Raw genomic sequence first — 15,821 nt, 5'->3', positions numbered from 1 at the left:
CGGCCTGTTCCGGCGCCTGTGCGGTCGCTCCATGCCCTGAGAACGGCGCGGCGTCAGGTAGGTTCACCGGTAAGTATCCAGATACTGACAAGGACCACTCATGTCACTTCGGCATGCTCTGCTGGCCACCCTTACCGCGGAGCCGATGACGGGCTACAACTTGATCAAATACTTCGACGGCAGCGTCGCTTTCGTCTGGAATGCCCCACACAGTCAGATCTATCCGGAGCTACGCAGGATGGAGCGCGACGGCCTTGTGGAGGTGCAGGTGGTGCCCCGTGGCGAGCGGGCCGAGAAGCGCATCTACTCGATCACCGAGGCCGGCTTCCAGGAACTGCGGAACTGGCTGACCACTCTGGCTCCCTACCAGGGAGAGCGCGACCCCTATCGATTGCGTGCCGCGCACTTCGAGATGGCATCATACGATTCCGCCAGGCGCCAGTTGCGGGAGCACATCAAGCACTATGAGCGAGCGCTGGGCGAATGGGAGCAGATGATCGAGGACATCGAGTCCCGGCGGGTCTCCCTCCTCCGGCAGCGGCTGGCGCAGCGTCCCGATGCCGAGCACGAGGGCATCGTCGCGTTCCGCCGGTTCGCGTTCCGGGGAGAGGCGGCGAAGGCCCGCATGGAAATCGCCTGGGGAGAGGAAGGATTGGCACTGCTGGACGAGCTCGAGAGAAAGGGCGTTCCGCTCTGGGGTGAGCAGGACATCGCCAGCATCTGAGCAGACGAAAGCCCGAAGCGCGCCTCCTCCAGGGCGGTTGGCTTGCGTCCGAACGCGTTGAAGCGGGAGCGGCGCGCACGACCCCTCCCCGGTTGAGCGCTGTCTGTCGAGACGTGCACGCGCGGGCATGAGCGACTGTGCGCCCGTCGCCATGCCCACACTGTTCGCTGCCGATAGGGGCTATAAGCTGGGACTATGCGCTTTGGAGTGCTGGGCCAGGTGCAGGTGTGGACGGCTGGTGGCGAGCCGGTGCCGGTGCCGGAGACCAAGGTGCGCGCTTTGCTGGCCGATCTGCTCGCTCATCAGAAGCGGTTGTTGTCGATCGACCAGCTGATCGACGATCTATGGGGAGACGAGCTGCCGGCCAACCCCACCAGCGCTCTGCAGTTGAAGGTTTCCCGGCTCCGGCACGCCTTGGAGCAGGCCGAGGCGGGTGGGGGCGAGCTGGTGGTATCTGAGCCGCCTGGATACCTGCTGAAGGGTACCTCGGACGCCGACACGTTCATCGAGCTGACCTCTGAGGCGCAGGGCATCAAGGATCCTCGCGCCAGGGTCGCCATGTTGGCCGAGGCGCTGGACCTGTGGCGAGGGCCCGCGTTCGCCGATTTCGCCGACGAGGACTTCGCCCGCCGGGCGGCTCACCGGTTGGAGGAACAGCGTCTGGCTGCATTGGAGGAGCAGGCCGAGGCTCGGCTGGAGCTGGGCGAGCACACGCTGCTGGCCGCCGAGCTGAGCGATCTGGTGGAGCGTCATCCAGTCCGGGAACGGTTGCGTGCCCTGCAGATGCGCGCCCTTTACCGCGCGGGGCGGCAGAGTGACGCACTGGCGGGCTATGCCCAGCTCCGCGAACACCTGGCCGAAGAGCTGGGTTTGGATCCCTCCCCGGAGCTGGTCGCACTGCATCAGGCGATCCTGGAGCAGGATCCGGCTCTGAGCCCGCCATCTCAGACGGACTCGCCGGCTCGGCCATGGACCAACCTGCCAGCTTCGCTGACCGGCTTGGTGGGCAGAGAAAGGGCGGTCGACGAGGTCCGCTCGCTTATGGGAAACAGGCGGCTGGTGACACTGACCGGTCCCGGCGGGGTGGGTAAGACCCGGTTGGCTCTCGAGATTGCCGGTCGATCGATCGGGCGCTATCCCGACGGGGTGTGGCTTGTCGAGCTGGCGGGGCATTTCCGGGACGCCACGTCACCAGAAGTAACCATGGTGGCCCATAGGGTTGCGGCGATCACCGGTGTCCGTGACGACATGCTGTCGGATCGGGGCCCTGTTTCGTCGTGTGATCTACTTGCCGGTGCGTTGCGCACCAAGCGGCTGTTGCTGATCTTGGACAACTGCGAGCACATCGTGGACCCGGTGGCAAGGCTGGTCGAGCAGCTGATCAGAGCGGGCTCCGAGCTGCGGTTCCTAGCTACCAGCCGCGAACCGCTCGCGTTGACGGGTGAGACGGTCTGGCCCGTGCCGCCACTGACGCTACCCGACCCGTCCACCGACCAGTGCCCAGCCGTCTTGGCGCAGAATTCCGCCGTACAACTGTTCATCGAACGCGTCACCGCCGCGATGCCCAGCTTCACCCTCGACGCAGGCAACTCACCGCATGTCGCCCAACTGTGCCGACGACTGGACGGCATCCCGCTCGCCCTGGAACTGGCTGCGACCCGCACGCCGGCAATCGGTGTGCGGGAACTCGTCAGCCGTCTCGACGACCGGTTCCGGCTGCTTGCCACAGGCCGCCGAGACGCGCCGGAACGCCAGCAGACTCTGCGAGCGCTGATCGACTGGAGCTGGGACCTGCTCACCGAGCCCGAACGGGTCGTGCTGCGCCGACTGGCCATTCACGCCGGTGGCTGCACTCTCACCGCCGCCGAAAGAACCTGCTCCGGTGCTGGGATAGACCACGGGAACGTCGTGGAGATACTGGCTCGCCTCATCGATCGCTCACTGATCATGATGGCCGATACGCCGAACGGTCCCCGATATCGGCTCCTGGAAACGGTCGAAGGCTACTGCCTTCAGCGCCTGCGCGAAGCAGGTGAGTTCGGTGACGTACGGCGACGCTTCCACCGCTACTACCTTTCGCTAGCTCAGAGCGCTGAGCCGCACCTACGCGGCCACGAACAGCGCGAATGGCTGGGCTGCCTGGACCGCGAAACCGCCAACTTGCATAGTGCGCTTGACGGCATGGTGCGCCAGGGAGACGCCGCCGGATCACTCGAACTGGTCAGCGCATTGGTGTGGTACTGGTTCCTGCGTGGACGGCTCAACCATGCCCGTGACTGGCTGGATCGAGCGCTGACTGCGGACGGTGAAGCGCCGACCCATCTGCGAGCCACCGTCAGAGTCTGGCGGGAGTGCATCGAGCTCCTGACCGAGGGGAACGTCGGCCACGAGGCGCGTGTCCGGGCGGCCGAGCAGGCGTTCGAGGAGATCGAGAACCCGCGAGAGAAAGCCCGTGCCCAGTGGTTCCTTGGCCACGCCTTGTACACCGGCATCAGTGACCTGCCCACAAGCGCAGACCTCGTGAGGCGGGCTCTGGCGACCTTCAGCCAGATCGACGATCGCTGGGGAACAGCAGCTGCGCTGAGCACCGCGACACACCATGCCATGGTGCACGGCGATCTCAGAGCGATCGAAGAGTATGGCGAGCAGAGCTCTCAGCTGTTCAGCGAGCTCGGCGACCGCTGGGGGCAGCTGCAGATCGTTGGCCCGCTCGCTTACCACGCCGAGGCTCTGGGCGACTACGAGCGCGCCACGCGGCTGCACAGTGAGGGGCGGCGCATAGCAGAGAATCTGGAGTTGTGGTCCGACGTCTCTGATCGGATCATGCATCTCGGCCGTATCGCTCTATTGAGGCGTGACTTCGTGCAATCGCGCGACCGGCACGAACGAGCCAGAAGCGTGGCCATCGAGCACCGCTACGAGCGCGGGGAGTACCACTACGAGGTCGGCCTGGCCCTCATCGAGCGGAGGGAAGGCCAACTGGAGCTCGCCGAAGAGCGATTGCATCGCCTGCTTCAACGGCAGCAGAACGCAGCCTCGGTGCAAGGTCGCGCGCTGCTCCTGGCCGAACTCGGTTTCATCGCCGAGCAACGCGGTGACGGTGAGACGGCCTTGTCCCGCCACCTCCAGGGTCTCGTGGCCGCTCGTGCAACCGATAACCTCCGAGCTATCGCCCTCGCTCTGGAGGGCCTGGCCGGCGCCCATACCCTGCTCGGCCGTTGTGACGAGACCGCCCGGCTCTTGGGAACAGCTGATGCGGCGAGACGCTCGGCCGGAGTGCCGCTGCCCCCCGCAGAACGCGCCGACGTCGACCGGAGCACCGCACGGGCGCTGGCGGTGTTGGGGGAGGGTGCCTTCGCCGCCGAGTTCCGGCGAGGGGCGTGCCTGGACCTCGACGTGGTGCTTTCCGCCTTCGACGGCGGTCGGCTCTCCGACGGCCTTGCTGCGGCTGGTCGGCGCAGGCGCCGTGACCTATCGGGCACGACCTAGTGCTCTGACCGCAGCCACATGTCCTCAGCGACCTCTGGCTGGCCGGGCCGCCTGCGCGGGTATCCGGAATACGAAGCATGCGCCGCCGAGGGCCGAATTTTCGACTCCGAGTGTTCCACCGTGTGCGAGGGCGATGTTGCGGGCGATTGCCAGGCCGAGTCCAGTTCCGCCGCGGTCGCGGCTACGCGCGGGGTCCAGCCGGACAAACGGCTCGAAGATACGTTCGCGATCGGCTGGCGGGACGCTCGGTCCATCGTCCGCGACGGCCACTACAACCATGCCGCCGTCTCTGCGTACTTGGACCTGGACCGTACGCTTGGCGTGCCGCTGAGCGTTGTCGAGCAGGTTCGTCAACACGCGATTGACATGGGTACGGACGGCGATGACCATCACCTGGTGCCCCAGCCGCAGGTCGATGTCGCCTGGACGCCGGGATACCTCGCTCCGTGCCAGCTCGGCCACGTCCACTGCCTCCCGCTCTGAGGGCACGTTCATCCCCACCCTGGTCAGCAGAAGCAGATCAGTGATGATCGCTTCGAGTCTGCCGACGTCCCGCAGCGCATGGTCAAGCAATTCGGGCAGGTTGGTCTGATCCATGTGGAGCTGGGCCTCCTCCAACTGTGCCCTGAGCCCAGCCAACGGGGTGCGCATCTCATGCGAGGCGTCCGTCGCGAACTGCCTGGTCCGCTCGAACGCGCAGCCATGGTCGCATCCCCCGCGCGGCTCAGTATCGCCCATTCGGTCCGTCGTCGAATACGTCACGGAGCCTGGGGCATGAGCCGAGCTCAGCGGTCGCGAGGCGATGCCGACTGCTGTCGCAGTGGTCGCGGCCTCCTGTGCGTGGTGTCTGTCCATCTCGTGATCCCCCACCTCTCGGCATTTCTCAATCTGCCGGACGGGTCCGTCACTCCGCTGTCGGCTCACTGTCGCCACAGCTCGGCTGACAGGCATCGACAGCAAACCGACAAGCCGGAGTACCAGCATGGGCGATGTAAGGAAACATCGATCAGACTTGCGTAAGGAGGCGATCCCGATGGGACCCTCACTACGAACGCCACGTACGCTTTTCACGCCCGTCCAGAGGAACTCGCGTGCGTACGGCGCTTCGCGCGCCAGGCGGTGGCCGGTCACCCATGCGCCGATGACGTCGTTCTCATGGTTTCGGAGCTGGCCGCCAACGCGATCGAGCACTCCGGGAGCCGGTGCCGGGGCCGGTTCATCGTGCAGGTGACCCACCTCGACGACGCAGTACGCGTCGAAGTGCACGACGCCGGCGGCCCGGATGAGCCCCGGCTGCGCCGCGCCCATCCGGATCCCACCAGGGGGCGTGGTCTGTTCCTCGTCGACAGCCTCGCGCGTGGTCGGGGCGTCGACCGCCGCGAGCGGGCACGGGTGTGTGGTGCGAGATCCACTGCTCCTGCACGGGATGGGCAGGCGGAGACCGGGCTGTGGCCTGATGATCCGGGCCCTTCGTTCTACGACCTCCCGCACGGGCTGGCCGGCTATGGCCAGATCGGCCGATGGGCGCATGGCGTCGACGAACCGGAGCGCATCCGCCGTCGCGGATGGGGCGCGATGGCAAGCGTGCCTCACTGGATGGCCTACACAGCCGCAATGCTTCGGGTTTTTCCCCGCATACTGCTCGAAAACATCCGCTGGACCAGGGGATTCACGCCAGGGCACGATCGTCACATGTCGCATCTGATCCGCTATTCAGGAGAGTTCTCGCCAGACGTGATCGCCCGCGCCTCTGGCTCATGGTTGGAGACGGTGGACGGCCGGCGTCTGCTCGACTTCACCTCGGGGCAGATCTGCGCCACCATCGGGCACAATCATCCGCGCATCGCCGAGGCGATCCGGCGCTCGCTCGAGACCGCGATCCATCTGAACTCCCGGTTCCTGTCGCCTCCCGTGCTGGACCTCGCGGAGCGGCTTGCCGCCCTGCTGCCGCCGGGCCTGGACCGCTCGATGTTCGTCAGCACCGGGGGAGAGGCGAACGAGGCTGCCGTGCGGATCGCCAAGCTGGTCAGTGGCGGCTTCGAGGTGGTCGCGCTGACGAGGAGCTGGCACGGAATGACGGCTGGCAGCCAGTCGTTGACCTTCTCCGCGGGTCGGCGTGGCCATGGTCCGACCGTTCCGGGGGTCTTCACGATCCCGGCTCCATACGCGTATCGGTGCCCGATCCGGCACTGCGCGGGAACATGTGACGCAACCTGCATGGAGGTCGGATTCGAGCTGTTCGACCAGCAGACCACCGGGTCACGCGCCGCCGTGATCGCAGAGCCCGTCCTGTCGTCGGGGGGAGTCCTGGTGCCGCCGCCGGGTTACCTGAACCGGTTGCACGAGCTGGCCCGCGAGCGCGACATGTTGTTCATTCTGGACGAGGCGCAGACCGGGTTCGGCCGTCTCGGCGCAATGTTCGGCACAGAGCTCTTCGGCGTCGTGCCTGACATCGTGACACTGTCAAAGACGCTCGGCGGCGGTCTCCCGATCGGAGCGGTCACCACTACGGCCGCCATCGAGCAGGCCGCCTACGACCGGGGACTGATGTACTACACCTCGCACCAGTCCGATCCGCTCCCGGCGGCTGCCGCCCTCGCCGTGCTCGACCTGGTCATCGAGGACGACCTGGCTGCGCGCGCCGCGAGGCAAGGCGAGCGGCTGGGCGGCCATCTGCGAGACCTGCACGCGCGCCACGAGATCATCGGCGAGGTACGCGGACTCGGTCTCCTGTGGGGCATGGAGCTCGTCGAGGATCGGGAGACCAAGAAGCCGGCGGTCGAGATGGGTGACGCCCTGACTGACGCCTGCCGGAACTGCGGCCTGTCGCTCAACATCACTAAGGGGCGGGCCGCCAAATCCACCGCCTGCCTGCGCATCGCCCCTCCGCTGACGGTGACCGACGACGAGATCGACGCGGCCGCCGAGATCCTGGACGACGCCCTGACCACGCTGACCGGTTGAACCTCAGCCGGACAGCGTGCCGGGCGTCTCCCAGAAGCGCGCAGCCGACCAGCCCGCGCTGACCGCCGGCGATGCACGGCCCTCGACGAGCAAGTCCATCTCACCATCAGTGTGCTCCTCCATTTGAGTTCATGCTTGCCCGAGAGCATGTCCACGTGAGTATGAGGGCTACTGTGGCGGCTGAGCTGAGGAGCCCGAGACCGCGATGAAGCGCGCCGGTTCGTCCGCCGAATCCGTCTGGGCATGGCGATGCGACAAGCCTGGTCGTCTTACAGATGTGCGAGTGTGGACGGCTTCCCTAGCGTCGGATCGCCGACCAGGAGGTAGAGATGAGAGCGATCACGCAACGGCAGTGGGGCGGCCCGGAGACCCTCGAACTCGCAGCGGTTTCCATTCCACAGCCCACACCCACAGAGGTGCTGGTAAAGGTCGTGGCGGCGGGTGTGAACCCGGTGGACTTCTACACGAGGATGGGGGTCGCCTACAACAAGGTGCTGAGCCTTCCGTTCATCAACGGCTGGGACGTGGCCGGGATCGTGACCGAGGTGGGATATGGCGTCACCAGGTTCAGCCCCGGCGACCGCGTGTTCGGGATGCCGTGGTTCCCGCGCCAGGCAGGCGCCTACGCCGAATATCTGACGGCGCCCTCGCGGCACCTGGCCCTGATGCCCGAGGGCATGTCGTTCGCCGAGGCGGCCGCGTTGCCGCTGGCTGGATTGACGGCGTGGCAGTGCCTTGTCGACGTCGCGCGAGTAGGCCAGGGGCAACGAGTGCTCGTGTCGGCGGCCGCGGGTGGCGTCGGCCATCTGGCGGTCCAGGTGGCCAAGGCCCGCGGTGCCCACGTCATCGCCACGGCCAGCGCGCCCAAGCACGAATTCGTGCTGGGGCTCGGCGCCGACGAAGCCATCGACTACACCGCCACTGACGTGGCCGCGGCCGTACGAGAAGTGGACGTGGTCTTGCAGATGTTCGGTGGCGAGCACGCCCTGCGAGCGCTGGAGTGCCTGCGCCCCGGTGGGATCATGGTGAACGCGCAGGGGGCGTGGACCCCGAAGATGCACGAAAGGGCCGATGAACTCGCCGTGCGTGCCACAAGCTTCCTGGTCGAGCCCGACCCCTTCGGTCTGGAGCGCCTGGCGGATCTGTACCGGCAGGGGCGCCTCGTCGTGCACATTTCCGAGGAGTTCCCGCTCGCCGAGGCCGCGGCCGCGCACGAGTTGGTCGCGAAAGGGCGCACGTCGGGCAAGGTCGTGTTGACCGTGTCCGAGTCCGAGTGAGCGGCCTGGTCATTTGGCGGATTCAGGTGGCGGGCACGGCGGCCATCCCGTGCGGAAACGAGAACGAGGAAGAATGTCGTGAACGACCCATTTCCCGACACGATGATCGAACAGGTCGCCTGGTCGACTGTTCACGGTTCCGCCTGAGGAAGCGGAGCGCTTCCTGGAGCAATGGAAACCTCGCGCCAGGCTGATGTCTTGGCAGCCGGGGGATCATCCACGCCTCATGTACCGGGCGATGGTTGACGACGTGGAGTTGTGTTTCGTCGACGTGGCCGAATGGGAGAGCAGATCGTCCGGTTGGCGGCGAACGGCATGAGCAACAGGGAGATCGCCGCGCGGCTGTTCACCCGCCCGAGAACCGTCGGATACCACCTTCACAAGGCCGTTCCGGATCTTCGGGTCGCCTCCCGCGGTGAACTGGCCAGACTGGCACTCGGACCACGCTCGTTTCCACCATAGGCCGCAAATCTGTCGTTTGACCAGTCATGACCGCGCCGCTTGCTGGCACGTTTATCCATGGGTAACATCCGAACCGTTCCGTTCGGTTCGGTTGAGGGGAGGTCCCATGAAAGTCCAAGCCCGGGACGACGCAAAAGTGTCGCAGATCCGGCAGGCGGCCAAAATCTTGTTCCTGCGGCATGGGTTCGCGGCCGTGAGCACGGCGGCGCTCGCCAAGGAAGCGGGCGTCTCCAAGGAGACCCTGTACTCCCGCTATCCGAGTAAGGAGGCGGTTCTCGCCGACGTGCTCGAACATCTCATTTCAGCGGGGAAGCTGGGCACCAGCGCGCCTGTCTTGCCCAGGACGCGGAGCGAGCTCGACGGCGCGCTGCGGGCTCTGGCCCGCGAGTTGGGCGGCGAGCTCATGGAGCGCGAGTACATCGAGCTGGCGCGGATCGTGATCGCCGAGACGCCACGGCTGCCCCATGTGGGAGAGATCTTTCGCCGCTCGGTGCCGGAACGAGCGTTCCAGCTCACCATCGAGCTGCTCACGGCCGGTAAGAAGGCACGGCTTATTCGCGACGTCGACATGGTGGCCGCAGCTCGTATGTTCGTCGGTCCGCTGGTGGTGCATGCGCTGACGAACGTGCTGCTCGTCGCGCCTCAGACGGCTGGGGACGCTCCGGTCCCACCGCTTGAGGTGGACGCACATGTCGACCTGTTCCTCGCCGCGGTTCTGAAGGAGGAGTGATGAGTAGCTCGGAAGTCCTGATCGTCGGTGCGGGGCCGACCGGCCTCGCCCTGGCAGTCGAACTGGCCAGGCGAGACGTCCACGTCCGTATCGTGGACGTGGCATCCGCTCCCACCAGCCAGACGCGGGCGCTTGGCGTCCAGCCGAGGACCCTGGAGTTGTTCGAGCGATTGGGCTTGGCGGCAGAAGCCGTCGCGGAGGGCGTGCCCGTCACGGAGTTCAGGCTCTTCAGCGAGAACAAGCAGTTCCTGGATCTCAGCCTGAGCAGGCTGGACACGCCGCACCCGTACTTGCTGATGTTGCCGCAGCCGGCAGTGGAGGAACTGCTCGGCGCCCGGCTCAAGGACTATGGCGTCCTGGTCGAACGCGGCGTCGAGTTGACCATGCTGTCCCAGCAGCCTGGAGAAGTCGAGGCTGTGCTGCGGCATCTCGACGGTACGGTCGAGCGGGTGCGCGTGCCGTGGCTCATCGGCTGTGATGGCGCCCACAGCACGGTACGGCACCAGTTGGGCGTGCCCTTTGTCGGAGGCGCGTTCGAGGAGAACTTCGCCGTGGCGGACGGGCGCGTGGAGTGGCCGCTGCCGTACGACGTGTTCTATTCCTTCCTCTACAAGGGAAACTTCGTTGCCTACTTCCCCATGCCCGGCGGCCTGCACCGCATCACGATCGCCTACCCGCCCGGCCGGGCGCCCGCCGGTGAGGTGTCCTTCGACGAGGTGCGGGAGGCCGTGGCCATGTGCTCGCCACCCGGCACCCGCCTGGCGACGATTGTGGAATCCGGCCGTTTCCGGATCAACCAGCGTAAGGTCGCGCGGCACTCCGTCGATCGTGTCTTCCTCGCGGGCGATGCCGCCCACGTTCACTCGGTGGTCGGCGGGCAGGGCATGAACACCGGTATCCAGGACGCGTTCAACCTCGGCTGGAAGCTCGCCGCGGTCGTTCAGGGCAGGGCACGCCGCGAACTTCTGGACAGCTACGCTGCAGAGCGCTCGCCCGTCGCGCATCGGCTGGTAAAGGGGACGCGCCGCGCGACGCGGATGACGCTGCTGCGCAACCCGATGGCGACCGCGGCGCGCCGCAACATCGCGCCGCATGTCACCGCCCGGCCGGCAGTGCAGCGAATCCTCTCGCGGGCGCTGACCCAGCTCGACGTCTCCTACCGCGACGGGACAGGAGGTAGCAACGACGACCGGCTCGCGGTGGGCGACCGCTTCCCCGACATCGGGCTCCTGCACCCTTCCAAGCACACGCTGCTGGTGCCCGGAGCCGAGCCGCCAGCGCTGCGCGACACGCTCGGTGACCTCGCGGACCTCATCGACGTCCGGCAGGTGCCGGACGGGCGGATCCGTGTCCGGTACGGAATGGACGGCGGCGGGTTGGTCCTCGTCCGCCCCGATGGCTACCTCGCCCTGCTCGGTGGCGACGTTCGCGAACTGAGCAGCTATCTCGACACCACTTACGGTCCACGGAGGAACATATGAAGGCGATCCGCATGCACGCCGTCGGCGGTCCCGAAGTACTGCGCCTGGACGACGTCGACGTGCCCTCGCCAGGCCCGAACCAGGTCCTGGTGAAGGTGGCGGCCGCCGGCATCGCCTACGGCGACGTCATGAAACGCCAGGGCGGCTTCGGCCAGGAACTGCCGCTCCCCGCGGGGCTCGGGCTCCAGGTGGCGGGCACGGTCGCGGCGCTCGGCCGGGAGGTCAGCGCGCCTGAGCCGGGGTCGCGGGTGATGGCCTGGGTCGATCATGGTTATGCCGAGTACGCGCTCGCCGCCGCCCCGGCCGTGGTTCCGCTGCCGGACACCGTCGACTTCCAGAGCGCCGCGACGCTGCCGGTACAGGGTGTGACGGCGTACCAGACCTTGCACGACGCCGGCCGCCTGCGGCAGGGAGAGTCCGTGCTCGTGCACGCCGGGGCGGGAGGTGTGGGCAGCATCGCCGTGCAGCTCGCCCGGCTGCTGGGGGCCGCCGTCGTCATCGGTACGGCGAGCAGGCAAGGGAAGCTCGACCACATCCGGGCTCTGGGCGCCATCGCCGTCGACTACACCGGCGACGACTGGCCGAGTCAGATCATGGAAGCCACTCGGGGGCGAGGCGTGGACCTCGTGCTGGACTCGATCGGCGGCAGCGTGGCCGCTCGAAGTCTGGAGTGCCTCGCGCCATTCGGCCGGATGGTGAGCTTCGGGGCGGCGGGCGGCTCTCCTGCTGAGGTTTCCAGTATGTCCCTGATGCATGGGAATCTGTCACTCGTCGGCTATGCCCTTCCTGGACAGATGCAGCGACAGGACCGCGTCTCGGCCGCCGTCGGGAAGCTGTTGGAGCAGGTCGCCGCAGGCCGCCTCAAGGTCGCGATCGGGCAGACGTTCCCCTTGGAGCGGGCCGATCAGGCCCATCGCGCCATCGGCGAGCGGACCACGACGGGGATGACGGTGCTGATGCCCTGAGCGGGCCGTCCTTCGTGAGCCGGTCAACGAGCCGACCCGGCGGCGGCGCGTAGTGCCGCACGGACGGCGGCCAGAGCGGGGCGGGCAAGACCGTCGTCCCTGACGACGGTGAAGATTCTGCGGCCGACCCCGATGTCGAGGGTTTCCACGGAGCCCTCGCGTTCCGGGCGCGCCAGATCGGGCAGCAGCGTTACGGCCTGGCCGGCGCCCACCAGCGCGAGCAGGACGAGGAGATCGGTCGCGCGGTGTTTGATGTCCGCGTGAAAGCCGCCCTTGGCCGCGCACACGTCTTGGATCAGCCGTTCGTGGCTGGTGCCGCGGTGGCCGCCGGCCCACTGGGCTCCCGCCACGTCGGCCAGCTGCCTGGCTGGATGACCGCGGGGGAGTACGAGGCGGACGCTTTCAGCGTACAGGTCCTCGACGGTCAGCCCGCGCAGCCGCCGTAGGGGGCGGCCGTCGTAGTCGTCGCAGATCGCCAGGTCCGCCTCGCGGCGCAACAGCGCGTCGAGCGCCTGGTCCGACTCCAGTTCGGTGATCTCCCCGCGCAGCGCCTGATGATCGCGCGCCAGCGCGGCCAGCGCCGGGGCCGCCAGATGGACAGCGGCGGTCTGGAAAGCCGCGATCCGCACCACCCCGGCGACGGCCCCGGCTGCGGATGCCATCTCGGCCTCCGCCCGCTCCACGTGGGCCAGCAGCACGTCCGCGTGCCGGGCGAGCACGTGTCCGGCCTCGGTGAGCCGAAGCCGGCGTCCGTCCCGTTCGAGCAGCGTCACTCCGGCCTCGATCTGCAGCTCGCTGAGCTGGTGCGAAACTGTCGATGGGCTGTACGACAGCGCCTCCGCGACGGCGGCGATCGTGCCGCGCCGCCGAAACTCCCGCAGGAGCCGCAACCGATGGAGATCCAGCATCACGTCAGCTTGGCACACGCGACTCCGCTGCCGATCTGCCGGTCGTGGCCGTCGCTCCGGGCCGGGTGGGCGCCGAGCGAGGGCGCCAGCATCATCCCGGCACCGGCCACGATGCAGGCCATCTGACCTGCCGGGGTTCAGGCGGAGGCCAACTCCGCCTCGGCCGGCCTCAGCCAGGAGCCGAGCAGAGGCGGCAGGCTGCCCGGGTCGCTGGTGCGGAAGGCGAGGTAGCCGTCCGGCCTGATGAGGAAGACGTCACCCGGTTTGGCCCCGAACCGGTGCAGCAGCTCGCGCCTGGCGTCCAGGAGCGTCGGGACCTCGCCCGAGCCGGGCAGGCCCTCGCCCAGCACCATGAAGCAGCGCAGGGAGCCGGCATAACGGTCCTGCAACCGCGACAGCTCGGCCAGCATGGCCGTCCTCATCGTCTCGGAGGTGTAGGAGGAGGCGTATCCGACGAGCAGATAGCCGGACTCACGCAGCAGGTCGTACAGGCGGACGCCCGGGCCGCCGCCGTCGGCGAGGTCGAGGTCCGGCACCCGGTCGCCGGCGTTGATCGCGCCCCTCGCCGGCCTCGGCAGGCGCTGTGCCTTCGACAACGTGGTGTGCCGGTAGTTCACCCCGGTCTGGGTCACCCGGCCGCTCATCAGGTTCTGCACCGGGATCGTGGCCAGGGCCAGGCCCAGCATCTTGCTGCTGACCTTGCGGTACACCGCCGAGCGCGCCTGGTTGATGAACAGCCGGAACAGCATGTCCGACAGCTTACGGGTGCGCTCGCCGATGGTGTGCCGCTCGTCGTTGTAACTGTCGAGCAGCGACTCCGGGGCCCTGCCCCGGCAGACGTAGGCGAGTTTCCAGGCCAGGTTGAAGGCGTCCTGGATGCCGGTGTTCATGCCCTGCGCGGCCACCGGGATGTACAGGTGGGCCGCGTCACCGGCGAAGAAGATCCGGCGGTCCCGGTAGGAGGGGAGCAGCCGGTCCTGGGCGCGGAACCGGGTGATCCACTTCGGCTCCCTGATGCGCAGCGGGTAGGGGACGATCGCGTCCACGGTCTCTTGCACGTCGGCCAGCTCCAGCGGCTCACGATGCGAGATGCCCATCTTGGTCAGGTCGAAGGCGATGACCCGGACGTACTCGTTCTGGAAGGGCAGCAAGGCGAGGCCGCCGCGCTCGTTGGTGTGCAGGCTGACGAACCCGCGCGGCAGGTCGCCCTCGACCAGCACGTCGGCGATGAGCGCGGTGCCGTCGAACAGGGTGCTGTGCTTGGTCGTGCCGTACGCGCCGCTGAGCACGCTGTGCGAGCCGCTGCAGTCGATCAGGTAGCGGGCGCGCAGAGTGCTCTGTTCCCCCGCCGGGCCGGTCACCGTGGCGAACACCGCGTCGCGCTCCTGGGCGGCGGACACGAGCCTCGCCTCGCGGGTGACGCTACCGCCGAGCTCGTGGAGCCGCGCGGTCAGCGTCCGCTCGGTCTCCTCCTGCGACAGCGTGAGCATGAACGGGTAGCGGCTCCCGGAGTGGTACATCTCCACCATCGCGGGTGTGCGGTCGTCGGCGCCGAAGTTGAAGCCGGGCGCCAGATACCCGTCGCGGACGATCGCGTCGCTGAGCCCGTGCAGGTGCAGCAGTTCCAGAGAGCGGGCCTGCAACACCAGGGCTCGCGAATACCGCGCGGGCTCGTCCCGCTCGTCGATCAGCACGCATTCGACGCCGTGCCGCAGTAGCTCGATCGCCGCGGTCAGCCCGGTGGGCCCCGCGCCCACCACGAGCACCTGGGTGTCGTGAACGGTCATGAACCTTCCTCCTTGGTCAGAGTGCAGGTGAGAAAGAAGCCGACATGCGTCTCCACGAGGCGTTCGGCCGTTGCGATGTCGTCGGCGGTGGCGTCGGGGCGCAGGTGCATGAACCAGATGACATCCAGGGGCGCCATCAGCTCCCACACCAGGTGCTCGGCGGGCAGGTCCGCCCGCAGTAGACCGGCGGCCTGCCACGCCTCGAACGGCTGGGCGAGCCGGTGCCTGGCCACCTCGATCGCCTCAACCAGCCCGCGGGCTCCTCCGTGCCCCGCCCCGTTCCGCAGGACGACGCCGGCGAAGCGCCGCCCCCACGGGCTGGACCACACCTCGAGGAGCTGGCCGGCCAGGGCACGGACGGCCGGGCCCGGCTCCATCGCGGCCAGCGCGTCCAGGTCCGGGCACAACGCCTCTAGCAGGGGTGGCCCGAACCGCTCGAACAGGGCGGCGTACATCGCGTCCTTATTCGCGAAGTGGAAGTAGATCGCGCTGCCGTGGACGCCGGCCCGCCCGGCGATCTCCCGCACGCTCGTCGCGGCGTAGCCCTTGACGGCGAACAGCTCCAGCGCCGCGTCGAGCAGGAGCCGGCGCGTGTCTTGCTCCTCGCCCTTACGCGGACGCCCGGGGCGTCGCTTTGTCTCCATCGACATGGCCCCAGCAAATCCGACAACCGCTGAATTTGTTATCCGTCACATGACCAGTCCGCCGGCAGACCTCGCCGGCGTGCCCTGGCCGCGCCCACGAACGGGGCCCCAGTCGGCGCTGCGACCCGAACTCCGACACGACTTGCGCCCGCCCTGGCGCGACCGATGACGAGGCTGACTCGAAAGACCAGCAGCGGTCTCCGTCATCAGACGCATCTCCTTGATCGTTAGATCCGCCGTCAATGAGACACTCCCGCAGCCGGGGTGTATTTTCCATTCCGACCGCGGGTCCAACTACGCAAGTGTGGAGTTCGGGCGGAATCTGGCCCGGTACGGGATCCGTCGATCCGCGGGGCGTGCCCGGGTGTGCTGGGATAGCGCGCTGGCGGA

13 protein-coding genes and 1 pseudogene are annotated in these 15,821 nt (G+C 67.8%); 9 read left to right on the top strand and 5 right to left on the bottom strand.

All coding sequences use genetic code 11. The features are described 5' to 3' along the window. Positions 1-100: 100 nt before the first annotated feature. Positions 101-724: a PadR family transcriptional regulator gene (locus tag ACZ6SA_RS44070; protein WP_347649986.1), complete on the top strand. Its 624-nt coding sequence runs from the start codon at positions 101-103 to the stop codon at positions 722-724. Between the two features lie 195 nt (positions 725-919). After that, positions 920-4,213 carry an AfsR/SARP family transcriptional regulator gene (locus ACZ6SA_RS44065; RefSeq protein ID WP_465835066.1) on the top strand — a complete coding sequence of 1,098 codons (3,294 nt, stop codon included), beginning with the start codon at positions 920-922 and terminating at the stop codon, positions 4,211-4,213. Positions 4,214-4,237: 24 nt separating this feature from the next. Here the strand turns inward: ACZ6SA_RS44065 and ACZ6SA_RS44060 are convergent, their stop codons facing one another. Beyond that, positions 4,238-4,951 carry a sensor histidine kinase gene (locus ACZ6SA_RS44060; RefSeq protein ID WP_465835064.1) on the bottom strand — a complete coding sequence of 238 codons (714 nt, stop codon included), beginning with the start codon at positions 4,949-4,951 and terminating at the stop codon, positions 4,238-4,240. 342 nt (positions 4,952-5,293) lie between these two features. On the opposite strand from ACZ6SA_RS44060, the pseudogene ACZ6SA_RS44055 reads away from it, so the two are divergent. The 7 genes and pseudogenes from ACZ6SA_RS44055 to ACZ6SA_RS44025 all read left to right on the top strand — a co-directional run. Then, positions 5,294-5,560 (top strand): annotated as a pseudogene (locus ACZ6SA_RS44055) (ATP-binding protein); the annotation flags it as partial. A gap of 228 nt (positions 5,561-5,788) precedes the next feature. Beyond that, positions 5,789-7,177: an aspartate aminotransferase family protein gene (locus ACZ6SA_RS44050; RefSeq protein ID WP_465835076.1), complete on the top strand. Its 1,389-nt coding sequence runs from the start codon at positions 5,789-5,791 to the stop codon at positions 7,175-7,177. A gap of 329 nt (positions 7,178-7,506) precedes the next feature. Next, positions 7,507-8,454: an NADP-dependent oxidoreductase gene (locus ACZ6SA_RS44045; RefSeq protein WP_347649988.1), complete on the top strand. Its 948-nt coding sequence runs from the start codon at positions 7,507-7,509 to the stop codon at positions 8,452-8,454. A 279-nt stretch (positions 8,455-8,733) separates the two neighbouring features. After that, the gene (locus tag ACZ6SA_RS44040; RefSeq protein ID WP_347649989.1) at positions 8,734-8,916 is read left to right on the top strand and encodes a helix-turn-helix domain-containing protein; all 183 of its coding nucleotides are present in this window, start codon (positions 8,734-8,736) and stop codon (positions 8,914-8,916) included. Positions 8,917-9,022: 106 nt separating this feature from the next. After that, positions 9,023-9,646: a TetR/AcrR family transcriptional regulator gene (locus ACZ6SA_RS44035; protein ID WP_443156968.1), complete on the top strand. Its 624-nt coding sequence runs from the start codon at positions 9,023-9,025 to the stop codon at positions 9,644-9,646. After that, a complete protein-coding gene (locus tag ACZ6SA_RS44030) occupies positions 9,646-11,127 on the top strand; it encodes an FAD-dependent monooxygenase (RefSeq protein ID WP_347649991.1) in 1,482 nt (493 codons plus the stop codon). Before ACZ6SA_RS44035 ends, ACZ6SA_RS44030 begins: the two co-directional genes overlap by 1 nt. Next, entirely contained in the window at positions 11,124-12,092 is a 969-nt protein-coding gene (locus ACZ6SA_RS44025; protein WP_347649992.1) for a quinone oxidoreductase family protein, read from the top strand. Before ACZ6SA_RS44030 ends, ACZ6SA_RS44025 begins: the two co-directional genes overlap by 4 nt. A 23-nt stretch (positions 12,093-12,115) precedes the next feature. Here ACZ6SA_RS44025 and ACZ6SA_RS44020 read toward each other — a convergent pair whose 3' ends face one another. From ACZ6SA_RS44020 to ACZ6SA_RS44005, 4 genes are read right to left on the bottom strand one after another with little or no spacing between them, the layout of a single operon-like run. Next, positions 12,116-13,000, bottom strand: coding sequence for a LysR family transcriptional regulator (locus ACZ6SA_RS44020; RefSeq protein WP_347649993.1), 885 nt, complete (start codon positions 12,998-13,000; stop codon positions 12,116-12,118). Next, positions 13,000-13,122 (bottom strand): hypothetical protein, encoded by a 123-nt coding sequence (locus ACZ6SA_RS44015; RefSeq protein ID WP_465835060.1) that lies wholly within the window; start codon positions 13,120-13,122, stop codon positions 13,000-13,002. The genes ACZ6SA_RS44020 and ACZ6SA_RS44015 overlap by 1 nt, the downstream gene beginning before the upstream one ends. Positions 13,123-13,137: 15 nt before the next feature. Next, entirely contained in the window at positions 13,138-14,787 is a 1,650-nt protein-coding gene (locus ACZ6SA_RS44010; RefSeq protein ID WP_347649995.1) for an FAD-dependent monooxygenase, read from the bottom strand. Continuing rightward, positions 14,784-15,437 (bottom strand): TetR/AcrR family transcriptional regulator, encoded by a 654-nt coding sequence (locus ACZ6SA_RS44005; RefSeq protein ID WP_347649996.1) that lies wholly within the window; start codon positions 15,435-15,437, stop codon positions 14,784-14,786. The genes ACZ6SA_RS44010 and ACZ6SA_RS44005 overlap by 4 nt, the downstream gene beginning before the upstream one ends. Positions 15,438-15,821 lie beyond the last annotated feature (384 nt).

The organism is Nonomuraea sp. NPDC049378 (assembly GCF_055586745.1).
This window is presented reverse-complemented; position numbering and strand designations above follow the sequence as displayed.